The following is a 25641-nucleotide window of genomic DNA, read 5'->3' on the forward strand; positions in this document are numbered from 1 at the left end:
ACATTCTCTTAACAGATCGACCTTTCACGCACCGTTCCAACGCACCCAATCGGAGCGTGTGCACATAGATGGAGCAGACATGACCGAACCCTTGATTCTTCAGCCCGCCAAGTCCGCCGACGCCTGCGTAATCTGGCTGCATGGCCTGGGCGCCGATCGCTACGACTTCCTGCCGGTGGCCGAAGCGCTGCAGGAAAACTTACTGACAACCCGTTTCGTTTTGCCCCAGGCGCCGACCCGTCCCGTGACGATCAACGGCGGCTACGAGATGCCCAGCTGGTACGACATCAAGGCCATGAGCCCGGCCCGGTCCATCAGCCTGGAAGAGCTGGAAACCTCGGCCAAAATGGTCACCGACCTGATCAAAGAGCAAAAAAGCAGCGGAATAGACGCCTCGCGGATTTTCCTCGCAGGGTTCTCCCAAGGCGGGGCGGTGGTGTTCCATACCGCGTACCTGAAATGGCAAGGCGCGCTGGGCGGCGTGATCGCCCTCTCCACCTACGCACCGACGTTCGACGATGAGCTGGAATTGTCCGCCAGCCAGCAGCGCATTCCGGCCCTGTGCCTGCACGGCCACTACGACGACGTGGTACAGAACGCCATGGGCCGCAGTGCCTACGAGCACTTGAAGACCCGTGGTGTCACCGTGACATGGCAGGAATACCCAATGGGCCACGAAGTGTTACCTGAAGAGATACGCGATATCGGTACCTGGTTGAGCACTCGCCTGGGCTGAAAAGCATTGCTTTATGTAGCCGCATGACAGACGCACTACGCCGCGCCCGTTTCTTGCATTACACTGGCCGGCGTACATTCCTTAACCAATTAATGAGATCACCGTGCTCAAAGCACTCAAGAAGATGTTCGGCAAAAGCGAGGCTGAGCCGCTCGCGCCAGTTTCCAGTGCCCCTGCCCCCACGTCCGGCAGCCGCAATGACGGTAAACAGCCCGGCCGGACCGCACCTGCCGCCCAGCCGAAAAAGCCAGCGGTAATGCCGGCCGAACAGGCAAAACCGCTCGAGGCCACGCCTGCGCCCGTCGCGCCCAAGCCACGTCGCGAACGTGCGCCCAAACCGCCGGTCACTCCGTGGAAACTCGAAGACTTCGTCGTCGAGCCCCAGGAAGGCAAGACGCGCTTCCACGATTTCAAGCTCGCCCCGGAACTGATGCACGCCATCCAGGACCTGGGCTTCCCGTACTGTACGCCGATCCAGGCGCAAGTCCTGGGTTTCACCCTGGCCGGCAAAGACGCCATCGGTCGTGCGCAGACCGGCACCGGCAAGACCGCTGCGTTCCTGATCTCGATCATCACCCAGTTGCTGCAGACGCCACCGCCCAAAGAACGCTACATGGGTGAACCGCGCGCCCTGATCATTGCCCCGACCCGGGAGCTGGTCGTGCAGATCGCCAAGGACGCCGCCGACCTGACCAAGTACACCGGCCTCAACGTGATGACCTTCGTGGGCGGCATGGACTTCGACAAGCAGCTCAAGCAGCTCGAAGCCCGCCACTGCGACATCCTGGTGGCCACTCCGGGCCGCCTGCTGGACTTCAACCAGCGCGGCGACGTGCACCTGGACATGGTCGAAGTGATGGTACTGGACGAAGCCGACCGCATGCTCGACATGGGTTTCATCCCGCAGGTCCGTCAGATCATTCGCCAGACCCCACCGAAAACCGAGCGTCAGACCCTGCTGTTCTCCGCGACCTTCACCGACGACGTGATGAACCTCGCCAAGCAATGGACCACCGACCCGTCCATCGTCGAGATCGAAGCCGAAAACGTTGCCAGCGAAAACGTCGAACAGCACATCTATGCCGTAGCCGGTGCCGACAAGTACAAACTGCTCTACAACCTGGTCAACGACAACGGCTGGGAACGCGTGATGGTGTTTGCCAACCGCAAGGACGAAGTTCGCCGCATCGAGGAACGCCTGGTGCGTGATGGCGTCAACGCCGCGCAGCTGTCGGGCGACGTGCCGCAACACAAGCGTATCAAGACCCTGGAAGGCTTTCGCGAGGGCAAGATCCGCGTACTGGTGGCCACCGACGTGGCGGGCCGCGGGATTCATATCGACGGAATCAGCCACGTGATCAACTTCACCCTGCCGGAAGTACCGGACGACTACGTGCACCGCATTGGCCGTACCGGCCGTGCCGGCGCGGCGGGTGTATCGATCAGCTTCGCAGGGGAAGATGACTCGTATCAGCTACCGTCGATCGAGGCGCTGCTGGGCCGCAAGATCAGCTGCGAAACACCGCCGACGCACTTGCTGCGCCCGGTTGAACGCAAACGCCCATAAAGCTGGATGCAGTAAAAAATGTGGGAGGGGGCTTGCTCCCGATAGCAGTCGCTCAGCCAACATAACTGTTGAATGTGCTACCGCCATCGGGGGCAAGCCCCCTCCCACAGTTGGTTTTGTGTTCGACCCGCTATTTCCAGCGGTGCGGCTTCGCTGGGGAAGATGACTCGTATCAGCGGCGAGAGACCACCAATGCACTTGCTGCGCCCGGTTGAGCGCAAACGCCCATAAAGCTGGATGCAGTAAGAAATGTGGGAGGGGGCTTGCTCCCGATAGCAGTCGTTCAGTCAACATTACTGTTGAATGTGCCACCGCCATCGGGAGCAAGCCCCCTCCCACATTGGGTTTTGTGTTTGCCCCGCTATTTCCAGCGGTCTGCGGCGGTATGGTCGCTGTGGCGTCCTTCTACCCAGCGCGGCCCTTCGTTGGTGTTCTCTTTCTTCCAGAACGGCGCTCGCGTCTTAAGGTAATCCATCACGAACGCACAGGCATCAAACGCGGCCTGGCGATGGGCACTCGCTGCCGCGACGAAGACGATGGGCTCGCCCGGCTCCAGCACACCAATACGATGCAGCACCTCCAGCTTGAGTAACGGCCAGCGCTGCTCGGCCTCCACGGCAATCTTGGCCAAGGCTTTTTCAGTCATGCCGGGGTAATGCTCAAGGAACATCCCCGACACTTCACGGCCATCGTTGAAGTCGCGCACATAACCGACAAAGCTCACCACCGCGCCCACACCCACATTGGCTGCGTGCATCGCATTGACTTCGGCGCCGGGATCAAACGCCTCGACTTGCACACGAATCACCCTGCTCACCCCCCGGTCACGGGCGGGAAAAACGCCACTTCGTCGCCCGGCTGCAGCGGTTCGTCGAGGTTGCACAGTTCCTGGTTGCGGGCGCACATCAGGCTGGTCTCGTTGAGCACGGCAAACTCCGGATCCGCCGCCAACGCCAGGCGCACAGCGTCAACGGTGGCAAAATCGCCTTCCATTTCCAGCGAATCGAAGCCCACCACCTCTGCGTAGCGCGCAAAAAACAATACGTTGATGCTCATGCCTGCTCCGCCTTGAAATGCCCGCTTTTACCGCCGAGCTTTTCCAGCAGGCGAACGGTTTCGATGGTCATGCCGCGGTCCACGGCCTTGCACATGTCGTAGATCGTCAGCGCTGCGACACTGGCGGCGGTCAGGGCTTCCATCTCCACGCCGGTCTGGCCACTGAGTTTGCAGCGCGCCAGGATATGCACCGTATCCACACCTTCGGCGCTCAGCTCGACCTTGACGCCAGTGAGCATCAACGGGTGGCACAGCGGGATCAGATCACTGGTTTTTTTGGCGGCCTGGATGCCGGCGATACGGGCCACGGCAAACACGTCGCCCTTGGGGTGGGCGCCGTCGACAATCATTTGCAGGGTCTGGGGCAGCATGCGCACCCGCGCTTCGGCCACGGCCTCTCGGAACGTCACGGCTTTGTCGGTGACGTCGACCATATGGGCGCGACCTTGGGAATCGAGATGAGTCAGCACAGGGATACTCCTGATCAGGAGCGACAATTGTAAACCCGTAGGTCAAAAAAAGGGGCACTACACGCGGCCCCCCATCCAAATGCATGTAGTGAGCGGGCTTGCCCGCGCCGCGGTGTGTCAGGCGGCTCAAACTTACCTGATACACCGCCGCGCGGGGCAAGCCCGCTCACTACAAAGGGTCAGAAGCGGAAGGTAAACCCGGCATTGATCCCGTTGTTGTTACCTCGGTTGGACAGCAAACCGCTGTAGCTCAAGGACACCAGCGTATCCGGGGTCAAGGCCATTTCAGCACTGGCCTTGATGACCGCGCCATCGCGGGCCACGGGCACGCTGTTGACTGCAAAGGCCGTGTCGCTGCCGGCGAATTTCAGCGAGGCTTCGCGATCGGTAGCGCCAAACTGATGCTCCCAACCCAACTCGCCGCGCAAGGTCACCGCCGACGTCGAGCTGACCGGCAATTGGGTATGCGCGCGCAGGCCCAGTGTGGAGAGCGTGGCGTCCTGGCTTTGCTTGCTGGCGTGCAAGGCTGCGGCGCCGCCTTTCTCCTTGAATGAGTCGCTCTGGTAGTTCAGGTAGGTCAGGTTGGCGAAAGGCTCGAACTGGCTCCATTGGGTGTAGCCGATCTCGCCGAACACTTGGTCGGTGCGCGCGTTGTATTCGGCTTTGTCGTAGTCCGCCTGGTTGGCATAGGCCACACGACGCGAAGCGTCGATACGGTGCCAGGTGCTGGCGCCACCCAGGCGCAGGGCTATCGCATCGAAACGTTTTCCACCGTAGACCGACAGGTGATAGTTGTCGCTGTCTGCCGAAGACGATGCGCCATTGAGATGGCTCTGGGTGTAGCCGGTAGCTGCCCCCACGCGCCAGCCGTCCCCGACCTCGGTGTCCAGGCCCAGCAACACCCCGCTGGTGGATGAGGAATAACCGCTGGCGTTGTTGTCACCGCTGATGTTGTTGCGACCGCCCAGCAACTGTACCCAACCGCCGTTATCGCCGGCCTGGATCTGCGCGCTGGAATCCAGCGACTGGGCCTGTTGCAGCCGGCCATTGACCGCTTCACGCAGGTAACGGCTGTCGGCCATGTGCGCCGCCGCCACATCCGAGTGCAATTGCCCGGACAACTGCTTGAACGCCTCCCGCGCCTGCGGCGCCGAGTCGGAGGCCAGCAGGCTTTCGTACACCGGGCTGCCCGCGCCCAACGCTTCGGCCGCTGTCGCGACCGCACGCTCATTACGGGTTTGCGCGACACTGGCAAACGTCGCCTGGTTACGCGCCACCGTCAGGCTCAGTTGGTTCGGCTGGTAGCTGAGCTCAGTGCCAATAAACAGATAGTTGGGAGTAATCGCCGCAAACCGGCCGTTGATACCTTGGCTGGCGCTGAGGATGTTGAACGGCTGGCCCAGCAGGCTGCGCGCCTCGCTGGCGGACAGCAGGTTGGGGCTATTCTCCAAGGACACCGTCACCACACCGCCATTGAGGGTCGCGACGCCGCTGCTCTGGATCTGGTCGCTGCGGCCATTGGGGCCTACTTCAACGGCGTACACCGAGCCTGGATTGAAGGTCACGTCACCCGTGTGCAGCGTGCCGATCGAATGCCCCGGCGCCACGCGGCCACCGCTGTTGAGGGTCAAGGCACCCACCGTGCCGTTGCCGGCCAGCGTGCCACCCAAGGTGGTCGTCACACCGTTATCCGCATTGCGCGTGCCCACGGCACTGGCGTCCACCGTCACTGCGGAAGTCAGCGACCCGTCCACCGACAGCTTGCCTCCACGCACCCAGGTACTGCCCGAGTAAGTGTTCTGGCCTTCCAGTACCAGCTCGCCGTCACCGGACTTGACCAGGCTGCCGACATAGGTCGCGCCGGTAAGCAAATCCTTGCCTCGAGCCAGGGTCGCCTGCTCCCGTGCGCTGCCGATCTCGTACGCGAACTGATCATCCGCCGAAGCATTGGCAGGCAGGCCATCGAGCCAGCCTTTTTGCTGTTTGGTCGCGGCCCAGGTCGCTTGTTCGGTGGCATCTTCTACCCGACGTGCGCGAATCGCCTCATCGGAAATCGGGTTAGCCCAGATGTCACGCGTAGCCGTGGGCAATGCCACGGCCACCGCACCCAGGAACTGCCCCGGCCCTTGCATGGCTTTTTGCAGATTGGGCAGGCCCCAGCCACTGACCACGCCCGGTACTTGCGGCGTGCCCGGCGCCGCATCGTGCACCGGTTGCAGGTTGTCGTAGGTGCGGCCACCGGTCAGGGTCCCCACAGGGGTGTCCGGCCCATCCGGCGCTTGCAGGCTGGAGGTGGTGAGCAACACATCCCGGGCCTGGCTGGCGGTCATGTAGGGGAAGCGCTGGAGCACCAGCGCCAGAGCCCCGGAGACGCTCGGCGCAGCGGCGGAAGTGCCGTTGGCGTTGGGGATGATTTCACCTTCAGGCCCGGTGGACGGAATCCCGGAAACACCCATCACGCACCACCATTTCGAGGTGCCGCAACGGTTGTAGACCTGGGCACTGGTCTCGTCGTAACCGGTGATCGAGAGGAATTTGCTTTCGATATCCGGCTTGAAAAATGGCAGGTTGGCGTTGGTGTCCGGGTTGGCGCCGTGGCTGTCGTTGCCCGCCGAGATGATCTGGATAAAGCTGTTTTGCCGGGCAGCATCGGCCATCGCATCCATCCAGGTTTTCTGCCCGGCGTGGGCCTTGTCCCAGAACGGGCGGTAGGCGGCGGTCATGTCGCGCAGGTTGTCGGCCGCGCTGTCGCCGACATTGCCGAAATGGTTTTCCACGTCATTGCGCGAGTTCTGTCCCCAGCTCTGGTTGACGATCGACACATTCTTGGCGGCCAGGGCGTTGTAGCTGGCCATGAACGCGTTGTAGTCCAGATCGTTGGAGCCCTGGAAACGGTTGTCGTCGGTGCCGCCGGTATTGGCGACAAAAATGTTCGCGTCAAAGGCAATGCCGTGCATGCCGGTGCCGTTGCGACTGGCGCCCAGCACACCGGACATTTCCGTGCCGTGGCCGTCGTTGATGGTCGGGTCATACTCGCCGGAAATACTGAAGTGCTCGCCTTTTTGAAACTCGCCGGCCGGGGTGTCATGGAAATAACGCGGATGCGTGGCGTAGTACTCGCCCGTGGACGTCACCGCCTGCACACGGTCCTGGCCCTGGGCGTTCTTGCCCTGGAATTCGAAGTGTTCGGTGAGAATGCCGGAGTCGAGCACGCCGACATTCACACCCTTGCCGGTCATGCCCAAGGCATAGGCGAAATACGCGTTGGTGCGATCCAGGCCGGAGTTGACCTGGGCTTCCGGGGTTTTCCAGGTTTGCGCGTTGGCATTCCAGTCACGGGTGACGGCGGCCCAGGACTGGCCGGCGTTGAGCTGCCCGGTGAGGTTGCTGCTGACGCCCGGTTCTACATAGGTGTAGGGCTTGGCGGCGGGCAGGTTGGCGATGATGGCCTTGGAGAAGTCGAGAATGTTGGTGGTGTAGCGGCCACTGTTGCTGAAAAGCCGGCTGCGGTAGTAATCCAGGCGTGAGCTGTAGTCCAGTGGCCGCCGGGTGTCACCGAGCATGGCTCCGATGGTCAGGTTTTCCGGTTGCAGCTCGTAGTTCTGCTTGAGGGCCGAATCGAACTTGGCGGACTGGCCGGCGAAGTCCTTGGCGGCAAGATCGACGATATCGGCGTAGGCAAACCGCAGGTTTTTATACACGTCGGTATTCGGGCCAAACGAGGCAACCGCTTTGCGAAAGGCCGATTCGAGCACCGGGGCGGTGTAAGGGTTGCTGTCATCCGCCCAGGCCGTTGGGCCGTGGCCGAGCCATAAGGCCAAGCCGAGAGCGATGGGTGTGAGGGGTATCGATTGGCGCTTGCGAAAAAATACAGTGGAGCCATTACCTGCTACGTCCATTTTCCTTTCCCTTTGGAGATGTGCGTCGTCAATGAGCGATGTATCGGGCTTTTTGTAATAGGCAGGGTCACGCGGAAAACCCATGGGGTTTTCAAGTGTTCGTCGAATTAATGAGGAGGTCTTCCGACGGGGGTCACGCAGCGTTCTTATTGTTTTTGCAGCGGCAAAAAATGTAACAAAATAATTACAAAGACCACAAGCACCCTGGGCGCATTAACGAAGACAAATGTCGCCCACAACAAAAACCCCGGACTTCGCGAAAAATCCGGGGTGGTTCGTGGCATTTAGCCACCAACTCTCACAGGTCTGTGTTTACAGGTGCGACTCGGCGTATTCGGCCAGGATCGAACGAGGCACCCCTTGCAGCGCGATGTGCACGCCGTTGGGGAAGTCTTTGAAACGTTCCGTCAGGTAGGTCAGCCCGGAGCTGGTCGCGGACAGGTAAGGGGTGTCGATCTGTGCCAGGTTACCCAGGCACACCACTTTGGAACCGGCGCCGGCACGCGTGATGATGGTTTTCATCTGGTGCGGCGTGAGGTTCTGGCATTCATCGATCAGGATCAGGCTTTGCTGGAAGCTGCGACCTCGAATGTAGTTGAGGGATTTGAACTGCAACGGCACTTTGCTGAGGATGTAATCGACGCTGCCATGGGTGTTTTCGTCATCCATGTGCAAGGCTTCGAGGTTATCGGTGATCGCCCCCAGCCACGGCTCCATTTTTTCCGCCTCGGTGCCGGGCAGGAAACCGATTTCCTGGTCCAGGCCCTGCACGCTGCGGGTGGCGATGATGCGGCGATAGCGCTTGGTCACCATGGTCTGCTCGATGGCGGCCGCCAGGGCGAGAATGGTTTTGCCCGAACCTGCGGCGCCCGTCAGGTTGACCAGGTGGATATCCGGGTCGAGCAGCGCATACAACGCCAGGCTCTGGTAGATATCGCGTGGTTTCAGGCCCCAGGCTTCCTGGTGCAACAGGGGTTCCTGATGCAGGTCGAGGATCAGCAGCTTGTCGACCAAGATCTCTTTGATCCAGCCCACGAAGCCCTGTTCGTCGACGATGAACTCATTGATGTGCACGGCCGGCAGGTTGTCGATCAACTGCACCTGGTGCCAGGTGCGGCCATGATCCTGACGGGTTTCGACTTTGCTGACGCGATCCCAGAACGAGCCGGTCATCATGTGATAACCACGCGACAGCATCGACACGTCGTCGACCAGTTGGTCGGTACTGTAGTCCTCGGCAGCGATCCCACACGCTCGTGCCTTGAGGCGCATGTTGATGTCTTTGGTCACCAGCACCACGCGCAACTCCTTGTCGCGTGCGTGCAAGTCGATCAATTGGTTGATGATTTTGTTGTCGTTCAGGTTCTCCGGCAGCAGGCTGTTGGGCTCGCTGCGCTTGCTCATCAGAATCGACAGCAAGCCCTTGGGCCCGCCTTTACCACGCTGGATCGGCACGCCGACTTCAACGTCTTCGGGTGAAGCTTCACCCAGGGTCTTGTCGATCAGGCGAATCGCCTGGCGGCACTCGGCGGCCACGCTGTGGTGCCCGCTTTTGAGCTTGTCGAGCTCCTCAAGCACGATCATCGGGATGGCGACGTGGTGTTCTTCGAAGTTAAGCAGTGCGTTTGGATCGTGGATCAATACGTTGGTATCAAGCACGTAAAGGATTGGCTGGTCGGAAGAAGGGTTACGTCCATGATCATCCATACTCGGTCACCTTTGTGGGAGCCATTCGACGCAATACCTGGGCGGTGCTGCGCCTCGATTCGACCACCGACCGCACCTGAGTGACGTCAAGCGCGGTGCCCACCTGAGGAGTCTTGTAAGACGCCACCTGTGCTGCAGGTTTCGGCGATCTGACTTCGTAATACCGCAAAACCCATGACAGGAAAAAGCACTTTGACGCTTTTTTGAAGTTTATTTTTCAGGATGACGAATAACACTAGCCGAGTGCCAGGCACCCCGTTAAAGTCGGAAGTCCGCCTGCATCGATTTGTCGCACAAAATCACCCCGAAAATGCCTCTGCCCCAACCGGGCCGGGCGTTTCGTCTTTTTCAACGAAAAGCTTCCCGGCAGTCCTGCCAGCCCAGGCCACTCTGTGCCGTAGATTGCAACAACAGCGGCAACGCCACCCGTGCCTTGTCCTGGGTGTCGTGAAACACAATCACCCCTTTGCGCCACAGCAACATCAGCGTCAGCACCCGTTGCGCCGACTCATCAGCCTTGAGCTGGCCCGGCTCGTCCTGGGAATCGATATCCCACAACGCCACCTGCAGACCTTGCGCCTGGAAGAACCCCTGGCTGTCCGCGCGACGCTGGCCGTAAGGCGGGCGAAACAGCGGCACATAGTTTTCCGGCATCAGGTTTTGCGTCAGCGACGCACCGCGGGTGATGGAGCTTTGCCAGTCCACCCAGTGGCTGTGGGAACGGTATTGCCAACCCTGGGTGCCCACGCACTGGCCGTGGTACAGCGCCTGCACGTCACTGGCCGAACTGCGTTCCACCCGGGTTTGCAGGCTGCCGCCGAGGGCGAAGAAAATGGCGTTCATCTTCTGTTTACGCAAATAGTCAGTGAGCCAGTCGGTATTGCCGTTGAGCGGTGCCGGACCGCCGTCGAAGGTCAGCAGGAACATTCGATCATTGAGCTCATCACCGTTGCGCTCATGGTCACCAAAGCGCGCCACTTCGCTACTGATCTGCGGGAACAGCGCTGCCTTGCGCAGCAGTTCATCGAGGTAACGCTCATGGAATTGATGGCTCGGCCCGGCCCAGCCTATATAGAAGGAGTTTTCACTGACTTCGAACTTGCCGGCCTGCTCGCGCAGGTCATCCATGTTTTCCACCAGGTAGCAGAACGAGGCGTCCTCTTCGCAACTCTGCTGGGCGAGGGTGTAGTTCTCCAGCAGGCGCTGCCACAGCTGGCGACGCAGGTCGTAGATCGACGCCAGGTTGATGATCTTCAGCCCCAGTCGCTGCTTGAGCGCGCCGTCATCCTGGGCCTCACTGGCCAACAGGCTGTGGGCGAACATCAGGATTTCCGCACGCGAGGCCACATCGAACAGCGCCGGGCTGCTGAGTTTTTCCGGCCAGGTGCCACGATCCAGGCTCGCCACATCCACCGGCGCAGCCTGGGTATTGAGGCATAACAGACAAGCCGAGATTAAAAGCGCGATTCGCACACAGGGTCTCCCTCTCCAGAGTCACCGGGCATCATAGCGGATCGCGACTATCGCCATCATAGGTGGAGTCAAAACGCTGCACCCCCTAGAATCGCGGCCACGCTACACGCCACGATTTCAGGAGACGACTTCATGCTGATGGTGATTTCCCCCGCCAAGACTCTCGACTTCGAGACGCCGCCGGTAACCCAGCGCTTTAACCAGCCGCAGTACCTGGATCACTCCCAGGCACTGATCGAACAATTGCGCGAAATGAGCCCGGCGCAAATCAGCGAGTTGATGCACGTCTCCGACAAGATCGGCGGCCTCAATGCGGCGCGCTTCGGCAGCTGGACGCCCGCCTTCACCCCGGCCAATGCCAAGCAGGCACTGCTGGCCTTCAAGGGTGACGTATACACCGGCCTGAACGCCGAAACCTTCACCGATGCCGATTTCAGCTACGCCCAGGACCACCTGCGCATGCTCTCGGGCCTGTACGGCCTGCTGCGCCCTCTGGACCTGATGATGCCGTACCGCCTGGAGATGGGCACCAAGCTGGCCAACGCCCGTGGCAAGGATCTCTACGCGTTCTGGGGCACACGCATCAGCCAGTGGCTAAACGAAGCCCTGGCCGAACAAGGCGACGATGTGTTGCTCAACCTGGCGTCCAACGAATACTTCTCGGCGGTCAAGCGCACAGCCCTGAACGCACGCATCATCAATACCGAATTCAAGGACCTGAAGAACGGCCAGTACAAGATCATCAGCTTCTATGCCAAGAAGGCCCGGGGCATGATGAGCCGCTTTGTGATCGAGGAACGCATCAACGACCCAGCGCATCTGAAGCAGTTCGAGGTGCAGGGTTATCGCTTCGATGCGCAGCTGTCCAAGCCGGACAATCTGGTGTTCCTGCGGGATCACGCACCGGAATAAGGCGCTCAAAATATGGGAGGGGGCTTGCTCCCGATAGCGATAGTTCAGTTACCCATTCAGTGACTGACACTCTGCCATCGGGAGCAAGCCCCCTCCCACTTTTGACTGTATTTCAAATTTAAAACGTCATTTATTTGGCGTCAAAAAATAGATTGACGCATTCCTAACGAATCTTTCACTCGACATTCGTCATTTTTTTTCGTAGTGGCACCGCTTTTTTCAAAAGGTAGTGGCACAAAACTATCCCCGCTTACCAACTCCCTGCAACTACTGGCCGAAGTAGCAAGTGCTATCAATATAGTACTAGTGCCATCTTTTCCAATATTTCAAGAAATTTCAGAAAACAGGATGAGCGGCTCGGAACTTCACCTGAACACGCGGCTCATACCACCGGTAACAAAATTCTCTGTTTCTGTAGGAGATGACTTACATCACAACCCAGCAATAACTAAGTTGCCATCACGACTTATATAGCAGGGTTGAATCATCAACTGATTGAGTTGAGGGCGGCGATAAGGATTAGTTGCTATCCCCTATAGGCCAAGGCAGCGTTTGCCTGAAATATGCAAGCCAGAGCCCAGCGGGCAAAGGCGCCAGCCCCTTCCAGCAGGAAGCCTGGCTACATTTCAGAGCACTCCCCAATAACAAGGCCAAGTTAAGCACAACTTGAGTGCACTCGTTAGCCACTCACTACTCAACATGCCTGCACGCGACAAGTCGGCGTTTATTCGCCCAACTTTCGCGGCAATCAGTGACGCTTGCAAACATGAACTCCGGCCATCTAATTGGCGTGATTAACACAAAGAGGTAAATGCGATGCGCATCAGCATATTTGGTCTAGGTTACGTTGGCGCAGTCTGTGCCGGTTGCCTGTCTGCCCGTGGCCACGAAGTGGTCGGTGTAGATATTTCCAAGGAAAAGATCGACCTGATCAACGCGGGCAAATCGCCAATCGTTGAACCGGGTCTGGGCGAACTGTTGAGCCAGGGCATCGCTAACGGTCGCCTGCGCGGCACCACCAACTTCGCCGAAGCCATCCGCGACACCGACCTGTCGATGATCTGCGTCGGCACGCCGAGCAAGAAGAACGGCGACCTGGAACTCAACTACATCGAGTCGGTGTGCCGCGAAATCGGCTTCGTCCTGCGTGACAAGACCACCCGCCACACCATCGTGGTGCGCAGCACCGTGCTTCCGGGCACCGTGGCCAACGTGGTGATCCCGATCCTCGAAGACTGCTCCGGCAAAAAAGCCGGCGTCGACTTCGGTGTCGCGGTCAACCCGGAGTTCCTGCGTGAATCCACCGCCATCGCCGACTACGACCAGCCACCGATGACCGTCATCGGCGAGTTCGACACAGCGTCCGGCGACGTGCTGCAGTCACTGTACGAAGAACTCGACGCACCGATCATCCGCAAGGACATCGCCGTCGCCGAGATGATCAAGTACACCTGCAACGTGTGGCACGCCACCAAAGTCACCTTTGCCAACGAGATCGGCAACATCGCCAAGGCCGTTGGTGTCGATGGCCGTGAAGTGATGGAGGTGGTGTGCCAGGACAAGACCCTCAACCTGTCCCAGTACTACATGCGCCCAGGCTTCGCCTTCGGCGGTTCGTGCCTGCCCAAGGATGTACGCGCCCTGACCTACCGCGCCGGTTCCCTCGACGTGGAAGCGCCGTTGCTCAATTCGCTGATGCGCAGCAATGAATCCCAGGTCCAGAACGCCTTCGACATCGTTTCCAGCCACGACAAGCGCAAAGTCGCGCTGCTGGGCCTGAGCTTCAAGGCCGGCACCGACGACCTGCGTGAAAGCCCATTGGTGGAACTGGCGGAAATGCTGATCGGCAAGGGTTACGACCTGAGCATCTACGACAGCAACGTCGAGTACGCCCGTGTGCACGGCGCCAACAAGGATTACATCGAAGGCAAGATCCCCCATGTGTCGTCCCTGCTCAACTCGGACTTCGATGATGTGATCAACAACTCCGACGTGATCATCCTGGGCAACCGCGACGAGAAGTTCCGCGCCCTGGCGCACGAAGCACCGCACGGCAAGCAAGTGATCGACCTGGTGGGCTTCATGGCCAAGGCGACCAGCGCCGGCGGCCGCACCGAAGGCATTTGCTGGTAACGGCAACGGTAAGTTCCGGCTGCAAGGGTACTTCCCCAGCGCTTGCAGCCGGAGCCTTCTCCACCCTCGGATGACGCTTATGTCCAAGTTAAGACACATTTTGCTCCAATCGGCCGGCTGGTTGTTCTTCCTCAGCCTGCTGATGGGTCTCGCCCTGCTCTTGCCGGCGAGCACGTTCGACTCGCAGTCGAAGAATTTTATTTTCCTGATTGGTGCCGTCGGTATCTGGCGCTACTCGATGGGGGCGACGCATTTCTTTCGCGGCATGCTGTTCCTGTACGTGGTCTACCCGCACCTGCGCCGCAAAGTGCGCAAGCTGGGCAAGGCCGCCGACCCGTCCCATGTGTTCCTGATGGTCACCAGCTTCCGTATCGACGCGTTGACCACCGCCCAGGTGTACAGCTCGGTGATCCGTGAAGCCATTGAATGCGGCTTCCCCACTACGGTGGTCTGCTCGCTGGTGGAAATGTCCGATGAGCTGTTGGTGAAAAGCCTGTGGGAACGCATGAACCCTCCGGACCACGTCAAGCTCGACTTCGTGCGCATTGCCGGCACCGGCAAGCGCGACGGCCTGGCTTTCGGCTTCCGCGCCATCTCCCGGCATATGCCGGATGACCGCGCCGTGGTGGCCGTGATCGACGGCGACACCGTGCTCGCAGAGGGCGTGGTACGCAAGACCGTGCCGTGGTTCCAGCTGTTCGACAACGTCGGCGGCCTGACCACCAACGAGTTCTGCGAAGTACGCGGCGGCTACATCATGAGCGAATGGCACAAGCTGCGGTTCGCCCAGCGGCACATCAACATGTGCTCCATGGCCCTGTCCAAGCGCGTACTGACCATGACCGGGCGCATGTCGGTGTTCCGTGCCACGGTGGTCACCGACCCGGACTTCATCGCCGATGTGGAAAGCGACTCGCTGCAACACTGGCGCCTGGGCCGTTTCAAGTTTTTGACCGGTGATGACAAGTCCAGCTGGTTCAGCCTGATGCGCCTGGGCTACGACACCTTCTACGTGCCGGATGCCGCGATCAACACGGTCGAGCACCCACCGGAAAAGAGCTTTATCAAGGCCAGCCGCAAACTGATGTTCCGCTGGTACGGCAACAACCTGCGCCAGAACTCCCGCGCCCTGGGCCTGGGTGTACGCCGCCTGGGCGTGTTTACCAGCATCGTGCTGTTCGACCAGCGCGTGTCGATGTGGACGTCCCTGCTCGGCCTGACCGTAGCGTTCATAGCCACCTTCAAATACGGCGGCGCGTTCATCCTCGCGTACCTGCTGTGGATCGGCATCACTCGCCTGATTCTCACGCTGTTGCTGTCGTGCTCCGGCCACAAGATCGGCCCGGCCTACCCGGTGATTCTTTATTACAACCAGATCATGGGGGCGCTGGTGAAGATCTACGTGTTCTTCCGCCTTGATCAACAGTCCTGGACCCGCCAGGACACCAAACTGACCCGCGATTTGGCCAGCTTTCAACGTTGGTTCAACACCTGGTCGTCTCGGACCATGACCTTCTCTGCCGGCAGCATTTTTGTCGCCGTGCTTTTGATGATGGTCTGACCCTGCCAAGCCTGAATTAACTAGGAAATCGAACAGTATGAACAGCCCAGTCAATGCCAATGTTGTCCACGAATCCGAAGCCCAGCGCCAACATGCCCGAGTCAAGATTCCGGCCAAGTTGCGCTTCTTCAACACTGACCGCACACCGACTGAAGCACGGGTGATCGACCTGTCCGCTGGTGGCCTGGCGTTCACCTCCACCCAGCCGCTGACCGTCGGAGCCGTACACAAAGGCCGCCTGCAATTTGTCATCGACAACCTCGGCCTGGCGATGGATGTGGAGCTGCAGATCCGCTCCTACGACCGCCAGAGCGGCCGCGCCGGTTGCCAGTTCCAGAACCTGGAGCCGCAAGACATTTCCACCCTGCGCCACCTGATCACCTCGCACTTGTCCGGTGACATCGTGACCATGGGCGACGTGCTCGCCACCCTGCAACGCGACAACTTCACCAAGGCACGCAAGGTCAAGGACAGCGGCAGCGGCATGACCGCGTTCGGGCGTCTGCGTGCAGTGACGTTCAGCGCGGGGATCTTCCTGGTCGGCCTTGCGGCGTTCGGGTTTATCTTCAAATCGGTGTACGGCATGTACTTCGTCAGCCACGCCCAGGCCGGCCTGGTCAGCGTGCCCGGCATGAACGTGACCATGCCCCGCGACGGCACCGTGCAGAGCTTGCTCAAAGGTGACGCGGTCGCCGCCAAAGGCGCGCCACTGGCGACGTTCAGCACCAGCATGCTCGACGTCCTCAAAGGCCACCTGGACGAAGACCAACTGCAGCCGGCCAAGGTTGAAGAACTGTTCGGCAAGCAAATGACCGGCACCCTCACTTCGCCCTGCGATTGCGTGGTCGCCCAGCAACTGGTTGCCGACGGCCAGTACGCGAGCAAAGGTGACGTGATCTTCCATCTGGTGCCACGCGGCAGCCAGGCCAACGTGGAGGCACGCTTCACCTATCGCCAGTTCGCCGACGTTCGCCCAGGCACTGCGGTGAGCTTCCAGGTGGCCGACGAAGAACAGGTGCGTACCGGCACCATCGTCAGCAGCACCAGCCTGAACAGCGCCGACCTGTCTTCCGACATCCGCGTACAGATCAAGCCAGACGCCCCACTGGACAGCACCTACGCCGGTCGCCCGGTGGAAGTGACCAGCGACCGCGGCCCCTCCTTGAACTGGCTGATCGATAAAGCCATGGCTCACGGTCTGTAAGCGAGGACATGCCTGTGAACCCAATATCAAAAACAACACGATCCCTGTGGGACCGGGCTTGCCGTGGCGAGGGAGCTTGCTCCCGCTCGACTGCGCAGCAGTCGTCGAATTTTTGGGGGCGCTTCGCACCCCAGCGCAAGCAAGCTTGCTCGCCACAGCAAGCCCCCTCCCACCTGGGTTCGCTGGCCTTGCTGGCTGTTGCGGTGAGCCTGGCCGGTTGCGCCGGCCTGCCCGACCAGCGCCTGGCCAACGAAGCCTTGAAACGTGGCGACACCGTCACCGCCCAGCAGAATTACCAGCAACTGGCAGACCTAGGCTACAGCGAGGCCCAGGTAGGCTTGGCCGATATCCAGGTCGGCACACGCGATCCGGCGCAAATCAAACAGGCCGAAGCCACCTACCGTGCGGCGGCGGACACCTCGCCCCGCGCCCAGGCCCGTCTCGGTCGCCTGCTGGTGGCCAAGCCCGGCAGCACCGAAGCCGAACAGCATGAAGCCGAAGGGCTGCTGAAAAAAGCCTTTGCCCATGGCGAAGGCAACACCCTGATCCCGCTGGCGATGCTGTACCTGCAGTACCCGCACAGTTTCCCGAACGTGAATGCCCAGCAGCAGATCAGCCAATGGCAGGCTGCCGGTTACCCCGAAGCCGGTCTGGCCCAAGTGCTGCTGTATCGCACCCAGGACACCTACGACCAGCACCTGGATGATGTGGAACGCATCTGCAAGGCCGCACTGAACACCACCGATATCTGCTACGTCGAGCTGGCCACGGTCTATCAGAAAAAGGCCGAGCCGGAGAAACAAGCCGAGCTGCTCAAACAGATGGAAGCCGGCTACAGCCGTGGCACCGTCACCGCACAACGCGTCGACAGCGTCGCCCGTGTGCTCGGCGACGCCAGCCTCGGCCAGCCGGACGAAAAAACCGCCCAGACGCTGCTGGAGAAGATCGCCCCCGGCTACCCTGCGTCCTGGGTCAGCCTGGCGCAGTTGCTCTACGACTTCCCTGAACTGGGTGACGTCGACCAGATGATGAAGTACCTGGACAATGGCCGCGCTGCCGATCAGCCGCGTGCCGAATTGTTGCTGGGCAAGCTCTACTACGAAGGCAAGTGGGTACCGGCCGACGCCAAGGCCGCCGAAGCCCACTTCGAAAAAGCCGTGGGCAAGGAAGTCGCCGCCGATTACTACCTCGGCCAGATCTACCGTCGTGGCTACCTGGGCAAGGTCTACTCGCAAAAAGCCCTGGACCACTTGCTGACGGCTGCACGCAACGGCCAGAACAGCGCCGACTTCGCCATTGCCCAGTTGTTCTCCCAAGGCAAGGGCACCAAGCCCGACCCATTGAACGCCTATGTCTTCAGCCAATTGGCCAAGGCCCAGGACACGCCGGAGGCCAACGAGTTGGCCACCCAGCTCGAAGCCCCGCTGACGCCTGCGCAACGCGCCGAAGGCCAACGCCTGGTGCAACAAGAACTGGCCACCCGCGGCACCCTGGCCCAGAGCACGCTGCAACTGCACGCCCTGCAAGAAGAAGACGGCGAGGAATCCCTATGAAGCTCAATCCATTCGTCAAGGCCGGCATTGGCCTGACCTTCGCCCTGCTCTGGTCATGCCCGACCCTGGCGGCGCTGACCGAAGCCAAGAACTTCGGCCTGGAAGTGAAAATCACCGGCCAGTCCGAAGACGACCGCGACCTGGGCACCAAGCCCGGCGGTGACGTCAACGGCATCGGCCTCGACCTGCGCCCGTGGGTCTATGGTGAAAGCGGCGCGTGGAGCGCCTATGCGATGGGCCAGGCCGTGACATCGAGCGACATCATCGAGACCGACACCCTGCAACAGTCCTCCGATGACGCCACCGAGCAGTCAAGCAACAACGACCGCAAGACCAAGAAAAACTACCTGGCCCTGCGCGAGTTCTGGGTCGGCTACAGCGGCTTCACGCCCTACCCTGGCGAGATCCTCAAGCTGGGTCGCCAACGCCTGCGCAACGACGACGGCCAATGGCGCGATACCAATATCGAGGCGCTGAACTGGACCTTCGACACCACCTTGCTCAAGGCCAATGTCGGCGCCGCCGAACGCTTCAGCGAATACCGCACCGACCTCAAGGAACTGTCACCCAAGGACAAGGACCGCCAGCACTTCTACGCCGATGCGTCCTACCAGTGGACACCGGGCCAGTGGATCGGCATACGCGGGCACCACACCCATGACGATGGCAAGCTCGACTACGCCGAACCCGGCGTGGCTACCGACCCACTGGACAAGCGCGAAAACGGCGACCTGACCTGGCTCGGCCTCGAAGCCAACAGCGACGCCTATAACTGGCGTAACACCAACACCGTCAACTACTGGGCCAGCATCACCGGCATGCAAGGCAACCGCGACACGGTCAACGCGTTGAATGCCGACGGCACCCGCCCGGGCAACGCCAAGCGCAGTGATGACGTGAACGGCTGGGCCACCGATATCGGTGTGCGCCTGCGCCTCGACCCGCAGTGGCAAGTCGGTGCAGCTTATTCGCGCGCCAGCGCCGAATACGAGCAGAACGGCCTGCAGAGCAACCGTTCGAACTGGACCGGCACCCAGTCCCGCGTGCACCGCTTCGGCGAGGCGTTCCGGGGTGAGATGAACAACATGCAGTCCATGAGCCTGTTCGGTTCCTGGCAATTGCGCGAGGACTATGACGCCAGCCTGGTCTACCACAAGTTCTGGCGTGTCGACGGCAACAAGCCGGTGGGCAGCAACGGTATCGACGCCGTGCAGAACAACACCGATGACGTGACCGGCGCAATCTTGTCCAGCACTTCCCTGCCCCTTGAAGACGGCAAGAAAGACCTGGGCCAGGAGATGGACCTGGTGGTCACCAAGTACTTCAAGAAGGGCCTGCTGCCGGCCGCGTTGAGCCAGTCGATCGATGAACCATCGGCCCTGGTGCGCTTTCGTGCAGGCGTGTTCAAACCGGGCGACGCCTATGGCAGCCAAGTCGACTCGTACATGCACCGCGCCTTTGTCGACGTGATCTGGCGATTCTGATGGGAGCCTGCGCAATGAATGCTCAAAGCCTACTCGTCGCCGCAATGCTGCTGGCCAGCGCCCCGGCGTTTGCCGATTCGGCGGCCAAGGCGCCGACCATCGCCAAAGGGCTGCAACAGGCCAAGACCTACACCATTTCCAGCCCGCCGACCGCACCGCTGGAAATGGCCAAGCCCGCCTTGCCGGACCTGAGCGGCTACACCGCTGCGGCGCTGGAAAAGAAAGTCGTACGCAGCAAGCCCGGCAAGATCAGCATCCGTCGCATGATGCAGGAAGACGCGCTCAAGGATTTCATCGGCGGTGACAACAAGATGGCCGAATGGGTGGTGCGTCAGCACGGCATTCCCCAGGCGATCTTCGTCGATGACGGCTACATGAACCTCAAGGACTTGCTCGGCAAAGTACCCAAGCAGTACTTCAGCGAGACCTCGCCGGGTGTGTTCCTGGCCAAGCTGCCGATCGTGGTCGGGCGTAAAGGCATCCTCGAAATCGACCGCAAAACCCAGGAGCTGCGCCTGTCCCAACAAGCCGGTGCGTTCCTGATCAACGACGGGCAGCTGTTCGTGCGTGATACCAGAATCACCGGTTGGAATGAAAAGACCAACGGCCCGGCACTGTTCCAGTCACCCAAGGAGTTCCGTCCGTTCCTGCTGGCCTGGGGCGGTACCGAGACCTACGTGGCCAACAGCAAGATGGCCAGTTTCGGCTACGCCAACAGCAAGTCATACGGGGTGAGTATTTCCCAGTACACCCCGAACATGGCCAAGGTGCTCAAGCGCCCGGAACCGACCGGCTGGATCATCGATTCCGAGTTCTCGGACATGTGGTACGGCTTCTACTGCTATGAAACCACCGGTTTTGTCATCAAGGGCAATACCTACAAGGACAACATCGTCTACGGCATCGACCCCCACGACCGCTCCCATGGCCTGATCATCGCCGACAACACCGTGCACGGCACGAAGAAGAAGCACGGCATCATCATTTCCCGTGAGGTCAATGACAGCTTCATCTTCAACAACCGCAGCTACGACAACAAGCTCTCGGGCCTGGTGATCGACCGTAACAGCGTGAACAACCTGATCGTCGACAACGAGATCTACCGCAACCACACCGACGGCATCACCCTCTATGAGAGCGGCGACAACCTGTTGTGGGGCAACAAGGTGATCAGCAACCGTCGTCACGGCATTCGCGTGCGCAACAGCGTGAACATCAAGCTCTACGAGAACACGGCCATGGCCAACGGCCTGACCGGCGTGTACGGCCACATCAAGGATCTGACCGACACCGACCGTGACATCGCCCTCGACCCGTTCGACGCCAAGGTCTCGCTGATCGTGGTCGGCGGTGAACTGGCAGGCAACGCCAGCGGGCCGCTGTCCATCGACTCGCCGCTGAGCGTCGAGCTGTATCGCGTGTCGATGCTGGCACCGACCAAGTCCAGCGGCATCAGCTTCAACGGCGTGCTGGGCGATCGCCAGGAAGAAATTCTCGACCTGCTGGTACGCCAGCAGAAAGCCGTGCTGATCGACCCTGTCGAACGCCAGACCGAAATGCAGGATTGAGGATGACCCTTATGCACCCACACATGATCAAACTGCTGAGCCTTTCGGGTCTGACCCTCGGCCTGCTCGCGGCCAGCCAGGGCGTACGCGCCGACGAACTGAAGGCCCCGACCTTCACCGCCGAACCCTGCTGCAGCCTGTGCCCGGCCGCGCATGACGCGAAGAACTACACCACGCGCTACCAGCAGAACTTCACCACCCTGGTGCAAGCCCAGGGCGATTGGCTGTTCCGTACCCAGGAAGATTTGCGCACCGAATTCGACACCACCCCGGCCGGTTACAAGCGCATGCAACAGCTGCACGATGCGTTCAAGGCCAAGGGCGTGGAGCTGGTATTGGTCTACCAGCCGACCCGTGGCCTGGTAAACCGCAACAAGCTCAACCCCGAAGAGAAAGCCAAGTTCGATTTCGACAAGGCGTTGGGCAACTACAAGAGCATGCTCGGCCGTTTCGCCAAGATGGGCTTTGTAGTGCCGGACCTGTCGCCGTTGACCAACGAGCAACTGCCGGATGAATTGCCGGCCCACGACTTCTACTTCCGCGGCGACCAGCACTGGACCCCGTACGGCGCCCAGCGCACCGCGAAAATAGTCGCCGCCAAAGTGCGTGCGATGCCTGAGTTCGCGGATATTCCCAAGCGTGAATTCGAAACCAAACGCTCCGGACGCATGGGCAAGACCGGCACCCTGCACAACATGGCCGGGCAACTGTGCGGCACCAGCTATGCAATCCAGTACATGGACCAGTTCACCACCGAGCCCAAGGGCGAAGCGGGCGACGGCGATTTGTTCGGTGACTCGGGTAACCCGCAGATCACGCTGGTGGGCACCAGCCACAGTGGCAAGAACTACAACTTCGCCGGCTTCCTGGAACAGGAAATCGGTGCCGATATCCTCAACGTCGCCTTCCCCGGCGGCGGCCTGGAAGGCTCGATGATCCAGTACCTGGGCAGCGATGAATTCCAGAAGAGCCCACCGAAGATCCTGATCTGGGAATTCTCGCCGCTGTATCGCCTGGACCAGGAAACCATCTACCGCCAGATGATGGCGCTGCTCGACAACGGCTGTGAAGGCAAGACCGCGCAGATGAGCACCAGCACCACGCTAAAACCCGGCAAGAACGAACTGCTGGTCAACAGCGCGAACAAGGACCTGCGTAACAGCAGCCATCAGGTGGATATCCGCTTCGCCGATCCGTCGGTGAAAACCTTGCACGCCACCCTCTGGTACATGAACGGGCGCCACGAGGACATCAAGATCGAGAAACCCGAAACATCCGATACAGACGGGCGTTTCGCCTTTGAACTGCGCACCGGTGAAGACTGGGCCTCGCAGAACTTGCTGGCCGTGGAAGTGCAGGGGCCGGAAGCGGGAGCTGCCGCGCAAAAGGTCGAAGCGAAAATTTGCACACGCAACGTATTCCCAAGCGGTGGTCAGCAGACCGCCCAACTCGGGAAGTGAGGTGACTTATGCAAAAACTATGGATTCCCTCGTTGCTCGGCCTGGCGATCTTCGCCGGTTCCGTCAACGCCGCCGCCCCGCTACGTCCGCCCCAGGGCTATTTCGCACCGATTGAAGCGTTCAAGACCGGCGACTTCAAGGAAAACTGCGACACCATGCCGACGCCCTACACCGGGCCGCTGCAATTTCGCAGCAAGTACGAAGGCTCGGACAAGGCTCGCGCCACGCTGAACCTGAAGTCCGAACAGGCCTTTCGCGACAGCACCGCCGATATCACCAAGTTGGAAAAAGACACCAGCAAGCGCGTGATGCAGTTCATGCGTGACGGCCGCCCGGAACAGCTCGAGTGCACGTTGAACTGGCTGGTGTCGTGGGCCAAGGCCGATGCGTTGATGTCCAAGGACTTCAACCACACCGGCAAATCCATGCGCAAATGGGCATTGGGCAGCATGGCCTCGGCCTACGTGCGCCTGAAGTTCTCCGACTCTCACCCGCTGGCCAACCATCAGCAGGAATCGCAACTGATCGAGGCGTGGTTCAACAAGCTGGCCGATCAAGTCGTCAGCGACTGGGACAACCTGCCGCTGGAAAAAACCAACAACCACTCCTACTGGGCCGCCTGGTCGGTGATGGCCACGTCCATCGCCACCAACCGTCGCGACCTGTTTGATTGGGCGGTGAAGGAATACAAGGTCGGCGTGAACCAGGTCGACGACCAAGGCTTTTTGCCCAACGAATTGAAGCGTCAGCAGCGGGCCCTGTCGTACCACAACTACGCCCTGCCGCCGCTGTCGATGATCGCCAGTTTTGCCTTGGTCAATGGCGTGGACTTGCGCCAGGAAAACAACAGTGCGCTCAAGCGCCTGGGCGACAAAGTGCTGGCCGGCGTGAAAGACCCGCAGATCTTCGAACAGAAGAACGGCAAAGAGCAGGACATGAAGGACTTGAAGCAGGACATGAAATTCGCCTGGCTCGAACCCTTCTGCACCCTCTACACCTGCGCCCCGGATGTACTCGAGCGCAAGCACGGGATGCAGCCCTTCAAGACTTTCCGCCTGGGCGGCGACCTGACCAAGGTCTACGACCCGACGCATGAAAAAGGCAACAAAGGCAGTTAGCGGCTGATCGTTCCCACGCTCCGCGTGGGAACGCAGCCAGGGACGCTCCGCGTCCAGAAAGCGGACGCAGAGCGTCCAGTGAGGCATTCCCACGCAGAGCATGGGAACGATCACAACGATCACAACCTCCCCTCGAAATCGTGGGGGGGTTTGGGGGGGCTCTGGCCCTTGACTGTTGGTTAAACATGGAGAGATCGGGATGGTTTTCTCGTCCAATGTGTTCCTGTTTCTGTTCTTGCCGATCTTTCTCGGCTTGTACTACTTGAGCGGGCAACGCTATCGCAACCTGCTGCTGCTGATTGCCAGCTACGTGTTCTACGCCTGGTGGCGAGTGGACTTCCTGGCGCTGTTCGCCGCCGTCACCCTGTGGAACTACTGGATCGGCCTCAAGGTCGGCGCCGCCGGTGTACGCACCCGGCCAGCACAGCGTTGGCTGCTGCTCGGCGTGGCCGTCGACCTGTGCATCCTCGGCTACTTCAAGTACGCCAACTTCGGCGTCGACAGCATCAATGTGATGATGAAGTCGATGGGCCTGGAGCCGTTCATCCTCACCCACGTGTTGTTGCCGATCGGTATCTCGTTCTACATATTCGAGTCCATCAGCTACATCATCGACGTGTACCGCGGCGACACCCCGGCCACGCGTAACCTCATCGACTTTGCCGCGTTCGTGGCGATCTTCCCGCACCTGATCGCCGGCCCGGTCCTGCGTTTTCGCGACCTGGCCGACCAGTTCAACAACCGCACCCACACCCTCGATAAATTCTCCGAGGGCTGCACCCGGTTCATGCAGGGTTTTATCAAGAAGGTGTTCATTGCCGACACCTTGGCGGTGGTGGCCGATCATTGCTTCGCCCTGCAAAACCCCACCACCGGCGACGCCTGGCTCGGCGCGCTGGCCTATACCGCGCAGCTGTACTTCGACTTTTCCGGCTACAGCGACATGGCTATCGGCCTGGGCTTGATGATGGGTTTTCGCTTCATGGAAAACTTCAAGCAGCCGTACATCAGCCAATCGATCACCGAGTTCTGGCGACGTTGGCACATCAGCCTGTCCACCTGGTTGCGCGATTACCTGTACATCACCCTGGGCGGTAACCGCAAAGGTACGCTGACCACCTACCGCAACCTGTTCCTGACCATGCTGCTCGGCGGCCTGTGGCACGGTGCGAACATCACCTACATCGTGTGGGGCGCATGGCACGGCATGTGGCTGGCGATTGAAAAAGCCATCGGCCTCAACACCGCACCCCGCAGTTTCAACGTCATCCGTTGGGCCTTTACCTTCCTCCTGGTGGTGATGGGCTGGGTGATCTTCCGCGCTGAAAACCTGCACGTCGCCGGGCGTATGTACGGCGCGATGTTCAGCTTCAACGAGTGGTCGCTGTCGGAACTTAACCGCGCCAGCCTCACCGGCCTGCAAGTGGCAACCCTGGTGGTGGCGTACGCCACGCTGGCGTTCTTCGGCCTGCGCGACTTCTACGCCAACCGCCCCGCCGAGAAAACCCGCCCGGCCGACCCGAGCCTGATCAAGGCGGTGCCGGGCGACAACCCAGGCAGCATCCACCAGCCCGGCTTCACCGTCGGCCGGGATGCCGCGGTGCAACCGGCCTACTGGACGGCTGACTGGCCACGCTACGCCATGCGCGCGGCGGTGCTGCTGCTGTTCGTGGCGTCGATTCTCAAACTGTCGGCGCAGAGTTTCTCGCCGTTCCTTTACTTCCAATTCTGAGGGAGCCG

At 60.5% G+C, this 25641-nt stretch carries 18 protein-coding genes; 12 read left to right on the forward strand and 6 right to left on the reverse strand.

Annotated elements, in window-relative coordinates; translation table 11 throughout:
* Positions 1–79 precede the first annotated feature (79 nt).
* Both DK870_RS05730 and rhlB read left to right on the forward strand, forming a co-directional pair.
* Positions 80–736: an alpha/beta hydrolase gene (locus tag DK870_RS05730; protein WP_090366637.1), complete on the forward strand. Its 657-nt coding sequence runs from the start codon at positions 80–82 to the stop codon at positions 734–736.
* A 97-nt stretch (positions 737–833) separates the two neighbouring features.
* Complete coding sequence (gene rhlB / locus DK870_RS05735) at positions 834–2303, forward strand: ATP-dependent RNA helicase RhlB (protein ID WP_060753862.1); 1470 nt, start codon at positions 834–836, stop codon at positions 2301–2303.
* Between the two features lie 361 nt (positions 2304–2664).
* On the opposite strand, the gene moaE is transcribed toward rhlB, so the two are convergent.
* The 6 genes from moaE to DK870_RS05765 all read right to left on the reverse strand — a co-directional run bounded on the left by moaE (position 2665) and on the right by DK870_RS05765 (position 10908).
* Positions 2665–3111 carry a molybdopterin synthase catalytic subunit MoaE gene (gene moaE, locus DK870_RS05740; RefSeq protein WP_081086985.1) on the reverse strand — a complete coding sequence of 149 codons (447 nt, stop codon included), beginning with the start codon at positions 3109–3111 and terminating at the stop codon, positions 2665–2667.
* A 5-nt stretch (positions 3112–3116) separates the two neighbouring features.
* The gene (moaD, locus tag DK870_RS05745; RefSeq protein ID WP_060753863.1) at positions 3117–3359 is read right to left on the reverse strand and encodes a molybdopterin converting factor subunit 1; all 243 of its coding nucleotides are present in this window, start codon (positions 3357–3359) and stop codon (positions 3117–3119) included.
* Positions 3356–3829 carry a cyclic pyranopterin monophosphate synthase MoaC gene (moaC, locus tag DK870_RS05750; RefSeq protein ID WP_060753864.1) on the reverse strand — a complete coding sequence of 158 codons (474 nt, stop codon included), beginning with the start codon at positions 3827–3829 and terminating at the stop codon, positions 3356–3358. Before moaC ends, moaD begins: the two co-directional genes overlap by 4 nt.
* A gap of 179 nt (positions 3830–4008) precedes the next feature.
* Complete coding sequence (locus tag DK870_RS05755) at positions 4009–7728, reverse strand: autotransporter domain-containing protein (RefSeq protein ID WP_161548230.1); 3720 nt, start codon at positions 7726–7728, stop codon at positions 4009–4011.
* A 312-nt stretch (positions 7729–8040) separates the two neighbouring features.
* The gene (locus tag DK870_RS05760; protein WP_161548231.1) at positions 8041–9435 is read right to left on the reverse strand and encodes a PhoH family protein; all 1395 of its coding nucleotides are present in this window, start codon (positions 9433–9435) and stop codon (positions 8041–8043) included.
* A gap of 348 nt (positions 9436–9783) precedes the next feature.
* Positions 9784–10908: a polysaccharide deacetylase family protein gene (locus DK870_RS05765; protein WP_161548232.1), complete on the reverse strand. Its 1125-nt coding sequence runs from the start codon at positions 10906–10908 to the stop codon at positions 9784–9786.
* A 132-nt stretch (positions 10909–11040) separates the two neighbouring features.
* On the opposite strand from DK870_RS05765, the gene yaaA reads away from it, so the two are divergent.
* The 10 genes from yaaA to DK870_RS05815 all read left to right on the forward strand — a co-directional run bounded on the left by yaaA (position 11041) and on the right by DK870_RS05815 (position 25633).
* Positions 11041–11820 (forward strand): peroxide stress protein YaaA, encoded by a 780-nt coding sequence (gene yaaA, locus DK870_RS05770; RefSeq protein ID WP_161548233.1) that lies wholly within the window; start codon positions 11041–11043, stop codon positions 11818–11820.
* Between the two features lie 816 nt (positions 11821–12636).
* On the forward strand, positions 12637–13953 hold the full coding sequence (locus tag DK870_RS05775; protein ID WP_060753869.1) for a nucleotide sugar dehydrogenase: 1317 nt from the start codon (positions 12637–12639) through the stop codon (positions 13951–13953).
* 79 nt (positions 13954–14032) lie between these two features.
* Complete coding sequence (gene alg8, locus DK870_RS05780) at positions 14033–15514, forward strand: mannuronan synthase (protein ID WP_161548234.1); 1482 nt, start codon at positions 14033–14035, stop codon at positions 15512–15514.
* Positions 15515–15551: 37 nt separating this feature from the next.
* Positions 15552–16718, forward strand: coding sequence for an alginate biosynthesis protein Alg44 (locus tag DK870_RS05785; protein WP_060753871.1), 1167 nt, complete (start codon positions 15552–15554; stop codon positions 16716–16718).
* An 8-nt stretch (positions 16719–16726) separates the two neighbouring features.
* Positions 16727–18271, forward strand: a complete 1545-nt coding sequence (algK, locus tag DK870_RS05790; protein ID WP_256679824.1) for an alginate biosynthesis TPR repeat lipoprotein AlgK — start codon at positions 16727–16729, stop codon at positions 18269–18271.
* Positions 18268–19755 carry an alginate export family protein gene (locus tag DK870_RS05795; protein WP_161548235.1) on the forward strand — a complete coding sequence of 496 codons (1488 nt, stop codon included), beginning with the start codon at positions 18268–18270 and terminating at the stop codon, positions 19753–19755. Before algK ends, DK870_RS05795 begins: the two co-directional genes overlap by 4 nt.
* Positions 19755–21323 (forward strand): mannuronan 5-epimerase AlgG, encoded by a 1569-nt coding sequence (gene algG, locus DK870_RS05800; protein ID WP_161548236.1) that lies wholly within the window; start codon positions 19755–19757, stop codon positions 21321–21323. Before DK870_RS05795 ends, algG begins: the two co-directional genes overlap by 1 nt.
* Positions 21324–21334: 11 nt before the next feature.
* Positions 21335–22783, forward strand: coding sequence for an alginate O-acetyltransferase (locus DK870_RS05805; RefSeq protein WP_161548351.1), 1449 nt, complete (start codon positions 21335–21337; stop codon positions 22781–22783).
* A gap of 8 nt (positions 22784–22791) precedes the next feature.
* Positions 22792–23901: a mannuronate-specific alginate lyase gene (locus DK870_RS05810; RefSeq protein WP_060753874.1), complete on the forward strand. Its 1110-nt coding sequence runs from the start codon at positions 22792–22794 to the stop codon at positions 23899–23901.
* A 199-nt stretch (positions 23902–24100) separates the two neighbouring features.
* Complete coding sequence (locus DK870_RS05815) at positions 24101–25633, forward strand: MBOAT family protein (protein WP_104995563.1); 1533 nt, start codon at positions 24101–24103, stop codon at positions 25631–25633.
* The last annotated feature ends 8 nt before the right edge of the window (positions 25634–25641 follow it).

This window comes from Pseudomonas sp. Q1, assembly GCF_009935975.1.
GTDB classification, from domain to species: domain Bacteria; phylum Pseudomonadota; class Gammaproteobacteria; order Pseudomonadales; family Pseudomonadaceae; genus Aquipseudomonas; species Aquipseudomonas palleroniana.

Excerpts from the sequence above, each read along its gene's own strand:
- algK (WP_256679824.1), top strand. The coding sequence starts at position 16,727 with ATGCCTGTGAACCCAATATCAAAAACAACACGATCCCTGTGGGACCGG.
- yaaA (WP_161548233.1), top strand. The coding sequence starts at position 11,041 with ATGCTGATGGTGATTTCCCCCGCCAAGACTCTCGACTTCGAGACGCCG.
- DK870_RS05815 (WP_104995563.1), top strand. The coding sequence starts at position 24,101 with ATGGTTTTCTCGTCCAATGTGTTCCTGTTTCTGTTCTTGCCGATCTTT.
- alg8 (WP_161548234.1), top strand. The coding sequence starts at position 14,033 with ATGTCCAAGTTAAGACACATTTTGCTCCAATCGGCCGGCTGGTTGTTC.
- DK870_RS05775 (WP_060753869.1), top strand. The coding sequence starts at position 12,637 with ATGCGCATCAGCATATTTGGTCTAGGTTACGTTGGCGCAGTCTGTGCC.
- DK870_RS05730 (WP_090366637.1), top strand. The coding sequence starts at position 80 with ATGACCGAACCCTTGATTCTTCAGCCCGCCAAGTCCGCCGACGCCTGC.
- moaD (WP_060753863.1), bottom strand. The coding sequence starts at position 3,359 with ATGAGCATCAACGTATTGTTTTTTGCGCGCTACGCAGAGGTGGTGGGC.
- DK870_RS05805 (WP_161548351.1), top strand. The coding sequence starts at position 21,335 with ATGCACCCACACATGATCAAACTGCTGAGCCTTTCGGGTCTGACCCTC.
- DK870_RS05785 (WP_060753871.1), top strand. The coding sequence starts at position 15,552 with ATGAACAGCCCAGTCAATGCCAATGTTGTCCACGAATCCGAAGCCCAG.
- algG (WP_161548236.1), top strand. The coding sequence starts at position 19,755 with ATGGGAGCCTGCGCAATGAATGCTCAAAGCCTACTCGTCGCCGCAATG.
- DK870_RS05795 (WP_161548235.1), top strand. The coding sequence starts at position 18,268 with ATGAAGCTCAATCCATTCGTCAAGGCCGGCATTGGCCTGACCTTCGCC.
- DK870_RS05760 (WP_161548231.1), bottom strand. The coding sequence starts at position 9,435 with ATGGATGATCATGGACGTAACCCTTCTTCCGACCAGCCAATCCTTTAC.
- DK870_RS05755 (WP_161548230.1), bottom strand. The coding sequence starts at position 7,728 with ATGGACGTAGCAGGTAATGGCTCCACTGTATTTTTTCGCAAGCGCCAA.
- DK870_RS05810 (WP_060753874.1), top strand. The coding sequence starts at position 22,792 with ATGCAAAAACTATGGATTCCCTCGTTGCTCGGCCTGGCGATCTTCGCC.